This is a genomic window from Pseudomonas sp. 1912-s (genome assembly GCF_029269205.1).
Taxonomy (GTDB): domain Bacteria; phylum Pseudomonadota; class Gammaproteobacteria; order Pseudomonadales; family Pseudomonadaceae; genus Aquipseudomonas.
In genome coordinates, this window is sequence record NZ_JARIXR010000004.1 from 239074 (window position 1) to 256088 (window position 17015).

The following is a 17015-nucleotide window of genomic DNA, read 5'->3' on the forward strand; positions in this document are numbered from 1 at the left end:
CGAGACGAGGTGATAGTGAGACAAACTCATTTTATTCCAGATGATCACAAGTTCCACTCATGATGACCGGATGAGTCTTCGGTTTTGCTTATCACTGAAATAGCCGGCAGCGTCTGTTTTGACGCCTGCCCGCTCAGCATACTTTTGCTTCCCGAACTCCTCAGGAAGCCCTCACATGGAACAGCATCCGCCGCTGACCACCCTCCTCGTTCACTTCGTCGCCCTGGGCGTGGCCATCCTCGGCATCGGCAGCCTGGCCGTGTTGATGGCCTGGGCCGGGCGTCTGATTTTCTAGGTCAGTCGGCCGCAATATCGGCGCTCAAGGCGCGGATCAGCGCCTGCGCCTGAGCGTCCCGCTGCGCGGTATACAGCACCACTTCGCGACTGGGCAGCGGCGGCAGGTCGAAACGCTGTTCCACGTCGACGCAGCCACTGGGCGCCATCCGCCCCACCATCGCACCGATGCCAATGCCCGCCACCACCGCAGCACCGATCGCCAGGATGCCGCTGCCCACAAACGCCTCTTCCCAGGCACGGTTCTGCTCGGCCAAGGCCGCCATCACCATGCTGCGCATGCCGCAGGGTTCCGGCTGGATCGCCAGGGGCAACGCCCCGCCCTGGCGCAATTCGAAATCCCGTGAAGCCATCCAGCCAAAGCGTTCGACGCCCACCACTTCACCGTCCTGGCGACGGTTGTCGTGGCGCAAGATCATCGCCACATCCAGCTTGCCTTGCTCGTAGCTCATCAGCATGTCCCGCGAGGTGCCGAGGCTGAACGCGACGATGACGTCCGGGTCGGTGGTGGCCAACCGTCGCAGCCACAGGCTGAGGTCGGCGCCGACAATGTGATGGCTGACGCCCACGCGCAAGGTGCGTTTCTGCGGGCCAAAACAGTTCATTGCATCCTGGTAGTTGTCGAGCAAACGCCGGGCGCTGGCGAGGAACATCTGGCCATGGGCCGACAGCGTGACCCGCCGCGGCGTGCGCTCCAGCAGCTTGCGGCCGAGGTTGTCTTCGAGGCGTTTGATCTTCAGGCTGATAGCGGCCTGGGTGCCGCCAATGGCATCGGCGGCGCGGGTGAAACTCTGGAGTTCGGCGACCAGGACGAACGCCTGGATGGCGTCGATATCGGGCATTTTCATGGATAGGCTGACGCTGGAAAGTTAAGCGGTGACGTTAGCATGCCGCGCCTGCTGCCCAAACCACTGCATGATCAGCCCGCAGCCCGGGTGCGAGGCGGCCGATGGCTGCAAGCACAACGCATACACCCCGCCAGTCGTCAGTGGCTCTCCAAACGGCACCACCAGCACACCGCGCTCGATCGACTCCGCCGCCAGCGTCAGGTCGGTCATCGCCACCCCAAGCCCGCGCGCGGCGGCGTCCAGTGCCAGCTCGTCGAGGTTGAACGGGATGTGCCGATAATCATCCAGCGACCGCGCACCGTTGGCGGCCAGCCAGGTCATCCAGTCCTGTTTGTCGGCCGAGCGATGCAGCAGCGCAAAGTTCGCCAGCTCTTCCATGGAAACCAATGGTCCCAACCCCGGCGCGCAGACAGGCACCAGCGACTCGTGGAACAAGGTCAGGCGCGCAGGGTCGTTGTCGGGTTTGGGCAGGTAAAGAATATAGGCGTCGCTGTCACTGGCCGGCTCAACCACCTCCGTGGCGACGGTCTCAATCGCCAGGGAAATATCGGGATGGTTGCGATAGAAGTCGCTGAGCTTGGGCAGCAGCCAGCGCACCGCCAGCGACACATGCAGGCGGATGCGAAACGGGCGTTTGTGCGGCGAAAGCCGGTCCTCCAGACCCTTCAGTTGCGCCAGGATGCTCCGCGCGCTGGCCAGCACCTGTTCACCCTCGGCGGTCAGGCGCAGGCTGCGGCTGGTCCGGGTGAACATCGGCACGCCGAAGTGGCTTTCCAGTTGCTGGATCTTGCGGCTCACCGCGCTTTGGGTCAGGCACAGCTTCTGTGCCGCCATGGTGAAGCTGGCGCAGTCGCTGACTTCCACCAACGCCTGCAAGCCTTGCAACGAGGGCACATGACGGATGTTATCCATGCGTTTTCCGAATGGCTGGATGATTTTATAACGTTGGTTGTATCACCACGGGCCCTATAGATTCCAGCTGTCGCCCGAACTTAGTCATGCGAACCACGCATACAGCCGAGGATCATCATGGAAAACACCTGTGGCTGGATTGCCCAGACTGAAAGCCTCCCCGCCCGGGACCGACTGACCGGCGTGCAGAAAGCCGACTGGCTGGTGATCGGCGCCGGGATCACCGGTTTATGTGCAGCCCATCACCTGGCGGAGATGCACCCCGAGGCCCGCATCGTGATTGTCGACCGCCAGCGTGCAGCCCAAGGCGCCTCGGCGCGTAATTCGGGTTTTGTGGTGGCCCATGAGCACCCTGCTGAAAGTGAACTGATGGGCAACGCAGGCTTCACGGATTTCGAAGTCGACACCTCGATCTCCCGCGCCGCCAGCGACGAGGTGCGCCAGCGCATCGCCCGCCATGCCATCGACTGCGATTTCCGGGACAGCGGCTACTTCTTCGCCGTGCATGATCCCGACAAGCTCAATCATGTGGAGGCCAAGCTGGCGACCTTGCGGGCAGTCGGCGCTTCAGCGCACTTCCTGGAAGGTGAGGCGCTCGCGCAAACACTTGGCACCGAGCATTACCAGGCCGCCATCTGGTGCGGCAACGGCAACGCCCTGCTGCAACCGGCGAAGTACGTGAAGGGTTTGCTGGAAGCCCTGCCCGACAACGTCACGCTTTTTGAGAACACCGACATCACCAGCCTTGAGCGCATGGCCAACGGCGGCATTCGTGCCAACGGCCTGGAAGCCTGCATTGAAGCCGGCCAGGTGCTGGTGTGCCTCAACGCCTTTATTCCACGGGTGGGCCTTGAGGCCAGCGCGACGTTCCCGATGGAACTCAGCGCCAGCCTCACCCGCCCTCTGAGCGACGAGGAATACCGCCGTATCGGCGCGGTGGAACCGTGGGGCGTGCTGTCCACCCGGCCACTGGGCGCTACCGTGCGCCTGACGCCGGACCGCCGGGTGATGATCCGCAACACGGCGGAATACCGCACCCGCGACCTGTCCAACGGCGAGCTGCTGCACCGGCGCCAACACCATGTGAAGGGCTTGCAACGGCGCTTCCCGTGGCTCACCGAACAAGACATCCACTACACCTGGACCGGCCACCTGAGCGCATCCCGCAGCGGGCAACCATATTTCGCGAAGGTCGAAAACAACCTGTACGCCGTCGCCGGCTGCAACGGTTCGGGCGTCGCCCGCGGCACGCTGTGGGGGCGGCTGCTCGCCGAATGGGCGTCGGGCCAGGCTTCCTCGCTGCTGCAATCCGTGATGCACCGGGCGCAACCCGGCTGGCTGCCTCCCCGCCCGCTGTTCGACATCGGTGCCCTGCTGCGTATGGGCGTGGAAACGGTGCGAGCGCGGACCGAAATCTAGAACAAAAAACCTCAACAAAGGTGATTCACATGCACATCAACAGTCTGTCCCTGGCAGTCATCCTCAGCGCGCTCCCGGCAGCCAGTTACGCCGCCGAAGAGGTGAACATTTCCAACTGGAACGGCTACATCGCCGACGACACCTTGACCCGTTTCACCCAGGCGACCGGGATCAAGGCGACCTACGACATTCACGACAGCAACGAGGTGCTGGAGTCCAAGCTGATGACCGGCAACACCGGTTATGACGTGGTCAGCCCGTCCAACCATTTCCTGTCGCGGCTGATCAAGGCCGGGGCCATCCAGAAACTCGACCGAAGCCAGTTGCCCAACTGGAAAAACCTCGACCCGCTGCTGATGAAGAAGCTGGAGACCAACGACCCCGGCAACCAGTACGGCTTCCCCTATATGTGGGGCACGGCGGGGATTGGCTACAACGTCGAGAAGATCAAGGCGATCTTCGGCAACACCGACGTCACCCATTCCTGGAGCCTGTTTTTGGATGAAAACAACATCAAAAAACTCAGCGCCTGCGGCGTGGCAATCATCGACAACCCCACGCAGATCCTGCCGATCACCCTCAACTACCTGGGCTTGCCGCACCACAGCCACGAACCGGCCGACTACAAAAAGGCCGAGCAGGCACTGTTGAAGATCCGACCCTACATCCAGTACTTCCACGCCTCCAAGTACATCAGCGACCTGGCGAACGGCAATATCTGCGCGGTGATCGGTTTCAACGGTGACGTGGTGCAAGCCGCCGCCAGCGCCAAGGAGGCGAAAAACGGTATCAACATCGCCTACTCGATCCCGGATGAAGGCTCGACCCTGTGGCTGGACATGGTGGTGATGCCCAAGGGCGCGCCCCACGAGAAGAACGGCTACGCCTACATGAACTACCTGCTGGAACCGAAGGTGATTGCCAACATCAGCAACAGCATTCACTACGCCAACCCCAACAGCGCGGCGGATGAGTTTGTGACCCCGGAGGTAAAACAAGACCTGGCGATCTACCCGCCGAAGAGCGTGATGGACAAGCTGTTTATCGTCGAGGACCTGCCGCCGGCGATCGCGCGGTTGGCGACGCGGTTGTGGACGAAGTTGAAGACCAATACGTGAGACCGGACTTGCTCCAGGCTCATGGGAGAGCGTTATAGTCACTCCATTGAGCTTGGGATTGAATCAACATGGAAGGACTTCACCAAGGTAGCTGCCTGTGTGGCGCAGTCAGCTACAGAGTATCCACACCGCTGAAAGCCGTGACTCATTGCCACTGCAAAAAGTGCCAGAAGGTTCATGGCGCCGCGTTTGCGACGTACGCGAGCGCCCCGAAATCGTCGGTGCACATCACGTCTTCGCTGCAAACGCTCAAGGCTTACGAATCTTCCGAGGGTGTGTTTCGTGAATTTTGTTCACACTGCGGCTCGTCGCTGTTCTGGTCTGATGCCAACGGCGCTTACCCCGACTGGATTTCGATAGCGATCGCCACACTCGATACACCCTTCCTTCCTGGCAAGCAGAAGCACTCCTGCGTTGAATCCAAGGCGGGGTGGTTTGAGCTGGAAAATAGCAATGGGTGAACCAACGAATGGGTTGTCGATACGCGCAATCTCGGTATTGCCCGAACAAATCCAGGCACTGGAAACAGAGGCGATAGCTGAAGGTTTCAGGTTTCTAACGCGCCTGATTGCAGAATGGCATAGCGGCACCAACCGTTTCGCTCGACCCGGCGAATGTCTGTTGGGCGTATTCAGCAACAGGCAGTTGATCGCCATTGGCGGGCTGTCCCATGACCCTTACGCCGGGCCGGACGTCGGCAGACTACGCCGGGTGTACGTCGCCCGGGCTTCCAGGGGGCGCAATGTGGGCAAGGCCCTGGTCAGTCGGCTTCTGGAACACGCTGCGCAGCGGTTCAGTGTTGTGCGCTTGTCTACCGACACCCGAGAAGGCGCCGCCTTTTACCTGCGCTGCGGGTTTGAGCCGGTAATGGATGAGCACGCAACTCATGCCAAACCATTAAGTGCCCAGAAGCATTAACAGACTTCAGTCAATCAACCCATCAGCGTCATAAAACGGATACGGCCCCGGGTAGTCCCCGAATACGCCGTTGTGGCTGACCAGCCCTTGCTGTTCATCCCAACGGTGCAAGAGATAACCCGCCGGTTCCAGGTTGAAATGGGCCGGTGCGGCCTCCTGCAAATCCAGCACGATCTGATGGGACGTGCCCGGGCATACACAGCTCACACTGCCGCCGAAACGTCGCTGCATCGGCCGGTGCAAATGCCCGCACAGCAGGCGCTCCACCTGTGGGTGACGGGCGATGACCGTTTCCAGCGCGACGGCGTTCCGGAACGGCTCGCGGTCCATATGGCCGATGCCGCTGATAAACGGCGGGTGGTGCAAGATCATCAGGGTCGGCACGTTCGGGCGCAGCGCCAGTTGCTCATCAAGCCACTGCAATTGGCTGTCCAGTAACTGGCCGCCATGGGCATCGGGAATCGTCGAGTCCAGGCCAATCAAGCGCACCGGGTAGTCATCCACCACCCAGTCCAGCGGGCCCTCCGCGCCATGCGGCAAGTAAGCGTGATCGCGGAACGCATCAAGCAAATGCTGGCGGTGGTCGTGATTACCCGGCACCAGGTAGCAAGGCATCTGCAAACGGGCCAGTTCGGGGTGCAGCACGGCGTATTCATCGGCGCGACCGAAGTCCACCAGGTCGCCGCTGACCACCACGATATCGGGCCGTGGGTAGCTGGCATTCAAATGGTCCACCGCACGGCGCAATGCACCGAGGGTGTCGACCACGCCGTAGGTCAGGCGCTGGCCGGCTTTAAGGTGCAGATCGCTGATCTGCGCAACAAGAAACGGACGATTCAAAATAGGCTCTCTGAATTCAGGCATGCAGGGTGAACAGCTTGTGTGGGGCGATAGACAGGGCAATCGGCGCGCCGACGGCATGAAGCAGGTTGTCGTTGCTGTCCACCAGCAGCGGTTGCGGGGCGCCGACGTCCACCAGCAGGCGGCTTTGCGCGCCCTGGAAAAACTGCGCCAGCAGGTGCCCGTGCAGGTGCCCTTCGCGCTCCATCACCCGCAGGTGTTCGGGGCGGCAGTACACGGTGGCCGGCAGATGGGGTTCGTGCCACGGCAGTTCACCGCCGCACACGGTCAAGCCATGGGCCGTGCGATCCAGCACCGAAAAGGCATTCAGGTTGCCCACAAAGCCTGCGACAAACGCGTTGGCCGGTTGCTGGTAGATCTCCCGGGGGCTGGCCAGTTGCGCGATACGCCCCTGCTCCATCACCAGGATGCGATCCCCCAGGGCCATGGCTTCGCCCTGGTCGTGGGTGACGAACACCGAGGTGATGCCCAGGCCGCGCAACAGCTGGTCCAGTTCGCTGCGCAGGCGCTCACGCAACTGTGCGTCGAGGGCGGCCAACGGCTCATCCAGCAACAGCACTTTGGGCCGTGGCGCCAACGCGCGGGCCAGTGCCACACGCTGGCGCTGGCCGCCGGACAGTTCATGGATGCTGCGCTTGCCGTGATTCTGCAGGCCCACCAACTCCAGCAGYTCGTCACAGCGCTTGTTGCGCTGCGCCGGCGCGATGCCGCGAATCTTCAAGCCGTAGACGATGTTGCCGGCCACATCCAGGTTGGGAAACAACGCGTAGTTCTGGAACACCATGCCCACGTCACGCCGTTCGATGGGCAGGCGGGTGACGTCGTGGTCACCGAAAAACACCTGGCCCACATCGGGACGCTCAAGGCCGGCGATCAGGCGCAAGGTGGTGGTTTTGCCGCAACCGGACGGGCCGAGAATGGCCAGGGTTTCGCCGCCTTCGATGGTCAGGTCAAGGTTCTGCACGGCAACGGTGCCGTCGGCGAATGCCTTGCGGCATCCCTTCAGGCGAAGGGTGATAGCGGTCATCGACGCTCTCCACGGGACAGTCGAGCGCTGATGGCCTGCAACGCAATCAGCAGCGGCACGATCATCAGCAAAAAGATAAGGGTGTAGGCACTGGCGATTTCCAGGCGCGCCGAGGCGTAGCTGTCAGCGAGGCCGACCGGCAGGGTCTTGGTCATCGGCGTGTGCAGCATCCAGGTCAGGTTGAACTCACCCAGGGACAGGGTGACGACCATCAACACCCCGGCGAGAATCCCCGCCCGGCAGTTGGGCACCACCACGCTGAAAAAGCGCTTGATCGGCCCCGCACCCAGACTGGCCGCCGCCTCTTCCAGCACCGGCAGTTGCTGGCGTTGCATCACCGCCATCACCGGGCGCACCAGGAACGGCAAGGTGAACAACACATGCCCCACCAGGATGAACAGCCAACTGCTGCGAAACCCGCCGAACTGGCCGTAGGTCAGCAACAACGCCAGCGCACTGGCCAGGCCAGGCATCGCCACCGGCAGCACCATCAATTCCTCGAAGGCGCGGCTGAAGCGGTTGTTCATGCGCACCAGGGCGTATGCCGCCGGCACGCCGATCACGCAGACGCACACCGCACAGGCCAGGGCCAGTTGCAGCGAGAGCCAGACCGTCGGTGAGTAGGCCTGCCACACCTGGATCAACCAGTCGAAGGTCAGGCCGCTGGACAGGCCGACGAAGAAATTGCGCGTCAGCCCCGCCAGCAATGACATCAACACCGGCACCAACATGAAGGCGCAGACCAGCAAGGTAAACAGCAGTTGGATGACAAACAGCGATGAGCGCTTCACAGGACCGTCCCCGCGTTTTTCACCAGGCGCCGCGTCAGCAACAACACGGCCCAGGTCACCGCGCCGAGCACCACCGAGAGCGCCGCCGCCACCGCAAAATTGGCGTAGTTGGTGAACACGTTGTAGATGGCGACCGGCGTCACGTTCAGCCGCGTGCCCAGGGTGAACGCCGTGCCGAAAGCGCCCATGGACGTGGCAAAACAGATTGCCCCGCAGGAGGCCAACGCCGGCGCCAGCCCCGGCACAATCACATCGCACACCACCCGCCAATGCCCGGCTCCCAGTGAATGGGCCGCTTCCTCCAGGCTGCGGTCGAGGCTTTCACATGCCGCCATCACCGTAAGGATGACCCGTGGAATCGAGAAGTACAGGTAGCCGACAAACAGCCCCGCCAGCGAATAGGCAAAGATCCAGCGCTCACCGGCCAGCTGAAGCCCGAGCGAGGCGAACAAGCCTTGGCGGCCCGCCAGCAGGATCACCAGGAAGCCCACCACCACACCGGGAAACGCCAGGGGAAATGTCAGCAACGCCACCAGCGCCGAACGCGCGAAGAAGTGCTGGCGCGCGAGAAACACGCCCGTGATGCCGCCCACCAGCAGCGCCGCCAACGTCACCAGCACCGCAAGCACGCAGGTTTGCGCCAGGCTGCCCAGGTATTGCGCGCTGCCCAGCACTTGCCAGTAACCGCTGCCGTGGCTGTCGCGGCTTTCGCCACCCAGCACGATCAAGTGCGCCAGCGGCAACAGCCAGAAGGCGAGCAGCACCGCAAACGCCGGGGCCAGCGCCCAGGCGGGGTTTGGCCGCAAGAGTGCCTTCACTTACTTGACCTCACTCAGGTAACGCGCGGCGAAAGCTTCCTGCACGGCGGCCATTTTCTGGTAGTCCACCACACCGGCGCGGGCGTAGTCGCTGTCTGGCAGGAACTGCGCGGCAACGTCCGCCGGCATCTTCACCGGCCGCACCGGACGCAGGTAGGCCTTGGCCCAGAGTGCCTGGCCTTCATCGGAGAGCACGAAATCCAGGACCTTTTCACCGTTGGCGCGGTGCGGTGCGTTCGCCACCAGGCTCATCACATAAGGCACGCTGATGCTGCCTTCCCTGGGAATCACGAAGGCGACGTTGGCGTTGTCTTTGTAGCGGGCGCGGTAGGCGTTGAAGTCGTAGTCCAGCAGGATCGGCAACTCACCGGAAAGCACCCGCGCATAGGCGGTTTGCTTGGGCACGATGGGGGCGTTTTTCGAGAGCTTCTGGAAGTAGTCGATGGCCGGGGCGAAGTTGTCGAGGTCGCCGCCCATGGCGCGGTTGATCGCCACCGCCGAGACGTAGCCGACGAAGGCGCTGGATGGGTCGAGGTAGCCGACCATGCCTTTGTATTCGGGCTTGAGCAGGTCAGCCCAGCTTTGCGGCACTGGCAGGCCTCCCAAGGCGTCGACGTTGACCATGATGCCCAGGGTGCCGGAGTGAATCGCGAACCATTGGCCGTCCGGGTCTTTCAGGCCGGCGGGAATCTGTTCCCAACCTTTGGGCTTATAGCCCTCCACCACCGCCGCCTTTTGCGCTTGCAGGCCGAACGTCACGCCGTAGTAGACGACATCCGCCACCGGCGCGGCTTTCTCGGCCACCAGCTGCGCCAGGGACTGGCCGGAGTTCTTGTTGTCCAGCGGTACCTGCACGCCGGTGCTCGTGGCAATGGCCTTGAGTTGCGTGCCCCAGTCTGCCCAGTCTGGCGGGCAGTTGTAGCAAATCGCGGTATCGGCGGCCTGGGCCAGGCTGGCCGCGCCGCACAGCAGCAATGCCGCCAGGGTTTTACTGAGCATGCTCATCAAGCGTCTCCTTTATGGGGTTGGGTGCTTTCGCCCGGCCGGATATGGCACGGCAGGCAATGGGAAACCGGGGCGTTGCCGGCGATTTGCGCCAGCAGTTGGTCAATCACGGTGCTGGCCAGCAGCGCGATGGGCTGCACCACGCTGCACAGCGTCGGGTGCATCTGGGTGCCCAGGGCAATGCCGTCAAAGCCCATCACCGAAAGTTGTTCTGGTACGTTCCAGGCATGGCGGCGCAGTTCGGCGATCAGGCTGATGGCGAGAAAATCGTTGGAACACACCAGCGCGGTGGGCGCCTGCGAGCCTTGCAGGAAGGGTTCGATGGCGGCGAATTCGGCTTGGGTGTGGGCCGGCATTTCGATCACCGGTTGGCTGTCGAGGCCGTACTCGCCCATGGCATCGCAATACCCGGCGTAACGCAGGCGCGCCCGGTCGGACTGCAACGCGGGGCCGGCGACCATGGCGATGCGGCGATGGCCCGCTTCCAGCAGATAACGGGTGGCCAGCGCCATGCCGGCGCGGTTGTCCACCGAGACGGCGCTGTAGTTGGGGTTGTCGGGTTGGTGGTAGGCCAGCACGAACGGGGTTTCTTCCGTGGCCAGGCTGTGGAGCACGCTGTTGCTTTCGGCGTCGGTAACGGTCAGCACCAGGCCATCGACGCGCTGACGCAGCAGTTCTTCCACCACGCTGCTTTCGCGCTCGGCGCTGTAGTCGGTGGTCGCCAGCAGCAGGTTATAGCCCCGCAGGCGTGCGGCGCGCTCCATGGCCTGGAACTGCTCGGCGAACACCGGGTTCAGCAGGTTGGGCACCACCACGCCAATCAGCTGGGTGGTTTGCAGGCGCAGTTGGCGGCCCAGCAGGTTGGGCCTGAAACCCAGCTCGCGGGCGGCGGCGAATACCTGCTCGCGGGTGACCGGGCGCACTTGTTCCGGGGAAGCAAAGGTGCGCGCGGCGGTGGCGCGGGATACGCCAGCGAGCCGGGCTACGTCTTTCAAATCAGTCATTGTCACTCGCTTGAGATCGATCTCATTGGCGAGGACAGTAACGGGGGAATGTGGCAGTCAGGCGATGGGGAGATGACGGTTTGATGTCAGCGTGGATGCGTTTTGTCATCCGCTGAAAGTCTTATGTGGGAGCTGTCGAGCTTTAGCGAGGCTGCGATAGCGGGGTGTCAGGCAGCGTGTTTATCGGCTGTGCCGCCGCCTTCGCGGCCTCGCTGAAGCTCGACGGCTCCCACAGGGGATGGGGGTTGCTTGGTGGTTTTGTGTTTCAAGGCTGGGTCACTAGCCCTTCCCTGGTAGCGTTGGCGAGTATGTCTTTTGCGGGCACGTTGACCCATGTGGCGGCGTCCACCTCGCCTTGCTTCGCCAGCCAGTCACCCACCATCTGATAACCCAGCGTGTACCCCAACCACCTGGGCCTTGCCCCGGTGCCGAAGAACCATTCGCTGTGGTCGTAATACGTGGCCTCCAGAAGCTGGAGCTCTACCGGCGAACTCAGCAGCTCCTCGGGTGTAAGCGCCCTCTCCCACAGCTCCGGCTCACTGCCCAGCACCCGCCGCACAAACTGTCCGGCCAGCCCTTCGCTGATCATCGCCTCACCCAGCGTCCACCCATATCCCGGCCCCGCCATGCGCAGGCAATGATGCACCTCATGCACCACATGCCGACGCAGCGAGCCACTGCGCAAACTGGCCAGGAAATTCGGATTGTCGGGGTCAAGCGTCATGCTGAACATCGTGCTGCGATAAGCGCGGCCGACCAGGCCCAGCTCCGGGAGGGTTTCCCCAGGCAATCGCTGGATCAGGACATCCAGGCGCGGCGGCGGCATCAGCTCGGCAATTGCCCCGTAGGCGGCCTCAAATTCACGGATCAGCTCAGGGCGAAACTCCGCCAGGCTCCCCGAAGCTTCCAGCCAATGCAGTGTCCATGCGTCCATTCTCACCTCTCGTCGCCAAAGCCGGGATCCGTTTGCAATGCGGCTCATCATACCCACAGGCTGTCATATTCACAGGCCAGCTTATAACCGGGCCAGCAAATTCCGCTGACTAACCTTTCGATCTGTCCCAAGTGCGGGCACAATGCGTGTCCTTTTTTGGCAGGCACCGCCGCAGGCTCTGAAAATGATCAAAACGCCGTACTACCTCATCGACAAACAGAAGCTTCTGGTCAACATGCAGAAGATCGCCTACGTGCGCGAACAGTCCGGCGCCAAGGCTCTTCTGGCCCTTAAATGCTTCGCCACCTGGTCCGTGTTCGACCTGATGCAGGAATACATGGACGGCACCACTTCGTCGTCGTTGTACGAGCTCAAGCTGGGTCGCCAGAAGTTCGAAGGTGAAGCCCACGCCTACAGCGTGGCCTGGGCCGACGATGAAATCGAAGAGATGCTGGATAACTGCGACAAGATCATCTTCAACTCCATCAGCCAGCTGCAGCGCTTTGCCGAACGCAGCGAAGGCAAGACCCGCGGCCTGCGTGTCAACCCGCAGGTGAGCAGCTCCGACTACCTGCTGGCCGACCCGGCGCGCCCGTTCAGCCGTCTGGGCGAGTGGGACCCGGTGAAGATCGAAGGCGTGATCGAGCAGATCACAGGCTTCATGTTCCACAACAACTGCGAGAACGGTGACTTCAACCTGTTCGACCAGATGCTCAACACCATCGAAGAACGCTTCGGCGCGCTGCTGCACAAGGTCAACTGGGTCAGCCTCGGCGGCGGCATCCACTTCACCGGTGAAGGCTACGCCATCGACGCCTTCTGCCAGCGCCTCAAGGCGTTCTCGCAGAAGTACGACGTGCAGGTGTACCTGGAACCCGGCGAAGCGGCGATCACCAACAGCGCCTCCCTGGAAGTGACCGTGCTCGACACCCTCTACAACGGCAAAAACCTCGCCGTGGTAGACAGCTCCATCGAAGCCCACCTGCTGGACCTGCTGATCTACCGCCTCAACGCCAAGCTGGCACCGAGCGACGGTGAACACACCTACATGGTGTGCGGCAAGTCGTGCCTGGCCGGGGACATCTTCGGTGAATACCAATTTGATCAGCCGCTGGCCATCGGCGATCGACTGTCGTTCATCGACACGGCAGGCTACACCATGGTCAAGAAAAACTGGTTCAACGGCCTGAAAATGCCGTCCATCGTAGTGAAACAACTCGACGGTACAGTCGAAGTGGTTCGTGAATTTGGTTACGACGACTACCTGTCCAGCCTTTCGTAAAGCGGACAGATAAAGGAGAGATAAAGCAATTGAAAAAGAACGTTCTTATCATTGGTGCAGGAGGTGTCGCCAAGGTGGTGGCCCACAAGTGCGCGCAGCACAACGACGAACTCGGTCGTATTGCTATCGCGTCGCGCAACATCTCCAAATGCCAGGCCATCATCGACAGCGTCAAGGCCAAGGGTAGCCTCAAGGTACCCGCCGATATCCAGGCCTTCGCGCTGAACGCTCTGGACGTGGAAGCGACCAAGGCACTGATCCGCGAGACTGAATCGCAGATCGTCATCAACGTAGGTTCTGCGTTCCTCAACATGTCGGTACTGCGTGCCTGCATCGACACGGGCGTGGCTTACCTCGACACCGCCATCCACGAAGAGCCGGGCAAGGTCTGCGAGACCCCGCCGTGGTACGGCAACTACGAATGGAACCACCTGGAAGAGTGCAAACAGAAGAACATCACGGCCATTCTTGGCGTGGGCTTCGACCCGGGTGTCGTCAACGCTTATGCAGCGCTGGCGCAGCAAAAGCATTTTGACCGCATTGATTCGATCGACATTCTCGACGTCAATGCCGGCTCCCATGGCAAATATTTCGCCACCAATTTCGACCCGGAAATCAACTTCCGCGAATTCACCGGACAGGTGTGGAGCTGGCAGAACAGCCAGTGGACCAGCAACACCATGTTCGAAGTCAAACGCACCGACGACCTGCCTGTGGTCGGTTCGCAGAACCTGTACCTGACCGGCCACGATGAAGTGCACTCGCTGTCGAAAAACCTCGACGTGCCCAACGTGCGTTTCTGGATGAGCTTCGGCGAACACTACATCAACGTGTTCACCGTGCTGAAAAACCTCGGCCTGCTCTCCGAAAAACCGGTCACTACCGCCGAAGGCCTGGAAGTCGTGCCGCTGAAACTGGTCAAGGCCGTGCTGCCTGACCCGTCGTCGCTGGCACCGGGCTACACCGGCAAGACCTGCATCGGCGACCTGGTCAAGGGCACCAAGGATGGCCAGCCGCGCGAGCTGTTCATCTACAACGTGGCCTGCCACGAAGAAGCCTTTGCCGAAACCGACAGCCAGGGCATCTCCTACACCGCCGGCGTACCACCCGTGGCCGCAGCGCTGCTGGTTGCCCGTGGCGAGTGGGATGTGAAGCACATGGCCAACGTCGAGGAACTGCCGGCTGAGCCGTTCCTGAAAGCGCTGGACGTGATGGGCTTGCCGACTCGCATCAAAGACGAGAACGGTGACCGTGCCTGGGATGCGATTGCCTGAGGGTGATAGCTGACTGAACAAAAAAATGCGCCCGAAGGGGCGCATTTTTTGTTGGGGCTCACATAAATCTCAAAGAACAATGAAGATCAAAATGTGGGAGCGGGCTTGCTCGCGAAAGCGGTGGCGCAGTCACACATGTACCGGCTGACCCAGCGCTTTCGCGAGCAAGCCCGCTCCCACACTTGAATCTTTAGCGTCACTACTGCTCAACAGCTCGGATTGAAGTAACTTCCTGCGGGGGTAGTAACCAATGCCGCGTCGTTGTCCATCCCAGAAAAACTCTCGCACCATCCTCAGTTGGAGCGCGCTGAGGCAATACTTCGCCAGCACAAGCCTTGCGCAAGCCGCTCATCAGCGGCAGGAATCTTTCTCGAAAAGCCACTGGCTGAATGGCGAAATAAGCCTCAATAGACGCCAAGGCTTCTCTGCGATCATCTTCATCGAGCATCGCCAGGTAGAACACCATCTGGCGCCAGGCATAGGCGGTATTTTTGAGCATTATCAACCGAGCATGATAATGCTCGATCTTCATCTGATGCCGTCTACATATCCACTCAAAACACGCCTGCACCATGCTGCCTAATTTAGACCGTAGCAAAACCTTCAACCCAAGCGATTCAAACAATACCGCAAGGTTCTGCGTGGTTAAAATCTGCTGCTGCTCAAGAATGGTGCCATTGGTTGCCGGATGCCAAGTGCCTAACTCAGCTTCCGCACGCCTCGCGCACAAGGCCGCGAACGCATCGCTCGCCACTCGCGCTTGTCGCCGCCCTCGAGTGACGAGGCCGGCCAGCTCGTCGGTATCAATGGCGTAGTAACGTATATAAAGTGAACCTGCTATCACCGGCCCCGTTCGCCTGGCAGCGTCAGCGAACTTACTGGAAAACTGCCCCATGAAGATATCTGCAGCGACCTCTTCCACGAAGGGAAGATCTAGTTCCGCAGTGTCCGCCAGTGCTCCATACTCCTTGAGAAGCTTGTTAGGAAGGATAGCGTAAGGGAAGGCATGAAGCGTTAATGCCGCTGACTCAACGAGGGATTGTCTGGCGACACTGGCTGCACCAATGCCTGACTGACGGTCGCGCTCAATTGCAGCAATCCAGGGCAACTCACTCAGGCCAACCTGACGCTCAAGATTCAACAGTAATAATGAACGCCGCCGACGGAACGCCCGGTAGGTCGAGGCGTAGACCATCCTCAACGCTTCGTCCCGCAACCCCGAGCTACTAAGCTGAGCGGTCATCGCGGGCAGCACCCGTGCGACTGTGTCACCCGAAGTGATCAGCCCATGCTTGATCAGTTCGCTAATCGTCCCGCTGCGACAGCGTTGAATACGGCGCAGGATCGCCGTTGGTATCGCGACACCCTCGGCCTGTGCACATTCCGATGCCTCCGCAGCAGTGAGCGGCGCGGCCAAATCGACAAAATCCGAAATGCCACTTTGCGCTGGATACCTGGACAGACGCTTTGCCACGACACGCGCAATTAGATGATGCTCTGGCCCCGCCACCTGGCGAAGCTGGTTCGCGCGGAACGCTAAGTGAGAGGCAGAGTCCGGAGTGCCATGTTTGCGCACGAAGTCATCGACAATTCGTCGTATACGACCTACCTGACGCCCTGTGAGCGATTCAGCATTGCGGGAGCATTGCTCCAGTAAAGAAAACAGTTCCGCCAAGCGGTCAGGGGAGCACCTGTCGATGCCAAGTTTTTTATAATTTTCCTCCAGTTCGGCCGCCTGCTCGTGCCACTGAGGTGGGTAATGACGGCAAGGCCAGCCAGCCTGATAAGTCAGGAGGAAATGTGCGATGGCCGAATCATAAAGGGGTAACCGTCTTGTGATCGCCTGTTTCTGCACAGCGATCTGAGTCTGAGCAGGCAAGGTTATAAGAGACTGCTTCACCTCACCCGCGTCAACGACATGTACCTGCGTGGCGGAGATCGGAAGCTGCGTAGAGATCGACGGAAAGAAACGCAATCGGTCAAAAAAAGGAACAATGGCCTCTATGAGGGCACGCGCCTCGTCAGTACGCCGCTGGCCTGACAACCAAGCCACGGTCAGTAACGCTGCCTCTTCCGGCACATCAACTCGATAGTCACAACTGGCCAGGAGCTGCTGCAGCGCATCAAGACCGTCATCTGTGAGATGCCAGGCATTGATATCCAACCGCTCAAACCCTCGACGAATCCCCGGGAGGGAGGCGGCCAGTTCACGCTCATAGTCGGTCAATTCGCCACCTGCCAACAGATTACCGGTAGCGAACCCCCCTGTAGTTACTTCCAGCGTAACCCAGGCGGGAACCTCAGCAATCGGGGTACGAGAGCCATACTCTGCAGTGCTTTGCAGAATGTGCGCAATAACCTGTTTCCAGCGCGAGATGCGTCTGCGGGCATTAAAACGGGCGAGAGGGCTACAAGTTTGATCGTGCGCAAGCAGTGCCCTGGACAACTGGAAGACTGCATAACCTGCATCCATGCTAGTCACTCCGTGTGATCTGGAAGTATGTCCAGAC

The 17015-nt window shown here is 61.0% G+C and carries 16 protein-coding genes; 6 read left to right on the forward strand and 10 right to left on the reverse strand.

The features are described 5' to 3' along the window. Nucleotides 1-296 precede the first annotated feature (296 nt). The gene (locus tag P3C29_RS07545) at nucleotides 297-1142 is read right to left on the reverse strand and encodes a LysR family transcriptional regulator (RefSeq protein WP_275964205.1); all 846 of its coding nucleotides are present in this window, start codon (nucleotides 1140-1142) and stop codon (nucleotides 297-299) included. A gap of 21 nt (nucleotides 1143-1163) precedes the next feature. Next, complete coding sequence (locus P3C29_RS07550) at nucleotides 1164-2054, reverse strand: LysR substrate-binding domain-containing protein (RefSeq protein ID WP_275964206.1); 891 nt, start codon at nucleotides 2052-2054, stop codon at nucleotides 1164-1166. Nucleotides 2055-2171: 117 nt separating this feature from the next. Between P3C29_RS07550 and P3C29_RS07555 the strand changes: the two genes are divergently transcribed. The 4 genes from P3C29_RS07555 (at nucleotide 2172) to P3C29_RS07570 (ending at nucleotide 5509) form a co-directional block, all read left to right on the forward strand. Continuing rightward, nucleotides 2172-3473: an FAD-dependent oxidoreductase gene (locus P3C29_RS07555; RefSeq protein WP_275964207.1), complete on the forward strand. Its 1302-nt coding sequence runs from the start codon at nucleotides 2172-2174 to the stop codon at nucleotides 3471-3473. A 29-nt stretch (nucleotides 3474-3502) separates the two neighbouring features. Continuing rightward, complete coding sequence (locus P3C29_RS07560) at nucleotides 3503-4591, forward strand: polyamine ABC transporter substrate-binding protein (protein ID WP_275964208.1); 1089 nt, start codon at nucleotides 3503-3505, stop codon at nucleotides 4589-4591. A 68-nt stretch (nucleotides 4592-4659) separates the two neighbouring features. Next, nucleotides 4660-5052: a GFA family protein gene (locus P3C29_RS07565; RefSeq protein WP_275964209.1), complete on the forward strand. Its 393-nt coding sequence runs from the start codon at nucleotides 4660-4662 to the stop codon at nucleotides 5050-5052. Beyond that, complete coding sequence (locus P3C29_RS07570; protein WP_010171854.1) at nucleotides 5045-5509, forward strand: GNAT family N-acetyltransferase; 465 nt, start codon at nucleotides 5045-5047, stop codon at nucleotides 5507-5509. Before P3C29_RS07565 ends, P3C29_RS07570 begins: the two co-directional genes overlap by 8 nt. A 6-nt stretch (nucleotides 5510-5515) precedes the next feature. Here P3C29_RS07570 and P3C29_RS07575 read toward each other — a convergent pair whose 3' ends face one another. The 7 genes from P3C29_RS07575 to P3C29_RS07605 form a co-directional block, all read right to left on the reverse strand. Then, nucleotides 5516-6349 (reverse strand): phosphodiesterase, encoded by an 834-nt coding sequence (locus P3C29_RS07575; RefSeq protein WP_275964210.1) that lies wholly within the window; start codon nucleotides 6347-6349, stop codon nucleotides 5516-5518. Nucleotides 6350-6365: 16 nt separating this feature from the next. Next, entirely contained in the window at nucleotides 6366-7397 is a 1032-nt protein-coding gene (locus P3C29_RS07580; protein WP_201124506.1) for an ABC transporter ATP-binding protein, read from the reverse strand. Further along, nucleotides 7394-8188, reverse strand: coding sequence for an ABC transporter permease subunit (locus P3C29_RS07585; RefSeq protein WP_177047623.1), 795 nt, complete (start codon nucleotides 8186-8188; stop codon nucleotides 7394-7396). Before P3C29_RS07585 ends, P3C29_RS07580 begins: the two co-directional genes overlap by 4 nt. Further along, entirely contained in the window at nucleotides 8185-9006 is an 822-nt protein-coding gene (locus P3C29_RS07590; RefSeq protein WP_275964211.1) for an ABC transporter permease, read from the reverse strand. The genes P3C29_RS07585 and P3C29_RS07590 overlap by 4 nt, the downstream gene beginning before the upstream one ends. Beyond that, a complete protein-coding gene (locus tag P3C29_RS07595) occupies nucleotides 9007-10011 on the reverse strand; it encodes an ABC transporter substrate-binding protein (RefSeq protein ID WP_275964212.1) in 1005 nt (334 codons plus the stop codon). It abuts the gene before it with no gap. Next, the gene (locus P3C29_RS07600) at nucleotides 10011-11015 is read right to left on the reverse strand and encodes a LacI family DNA-binding transcriptional regulator (RefSeq protein WP_275964213.1); all 1005 of its coding nucleotides are present in this window, start codon (nucleotides 11013-11015) and stop codon (nucleotides 10011-10013) included. The genes P3C29_RS07595 and P3C29_RS07600 overlap by 1 nt, the downstream gene beginning before the upstream one ends. Before the next feature lie 265 nt (nucleotides 11016-11280). Then, nucleotides 11281-11949, reverse strand: a complete 669-nt coding sequence (locus tag P3C29_RS07605; protein WP_275964214.1) for a DUF2268 domain-containing putative Zn-dependent protease — start codon at nucleotides 11947-11949, stop codon at nucleotides 11281-11283. A 184-nt stretch (nucleotides 11950-12133) separates the two neighbouring features. Here P3C29_RS07605 and P3C29_RS07610 point away from each other — a divergent pair, with 184 nt between their 5' ends. Beyond that, the gene (locus P3C29_RS07610) at nucleotides 12134-13231 is read left to right on the forward strand and encodes a carboxynorspermidine decarboxylase (protein WP_010171870.1); all 1098 of its coding nucleotides are present in this window, start codon (nucleotides 12134-12136) and stop codon (nucleotides 13229-13231) included. 29 nt (nucleotides 13232-13260) lie between these two features. Continuing rightward, a complete protein-coding gene (locus P3C29_RS07615) occupies nucleotides 13261-14505 on the forward strand; it encodes a saccharopine dehydrogenase family protein (RefSeq protein WP_003211412.1) in 1245 nt (414 codons plus the stop codon). 199 nt (nucleotides 14506-14704) lie between these two features. Here P3C29_RS07615 and P3C29_RS07620 read toward each other — a convergent pair whose 3' ends face one another. Beyond that, a complete protein-coding gene (locus P3C29_RS07620) occupies nucleotides 14705-16978 on the reverse strand; it encodes a hypothetical protein (RefSeq protein ID WP_275964215.1) in 2274 nt (757 codons plus the stop codon). Nucleotides 16979-17015 lie beyond the last annotated feature (37 nt).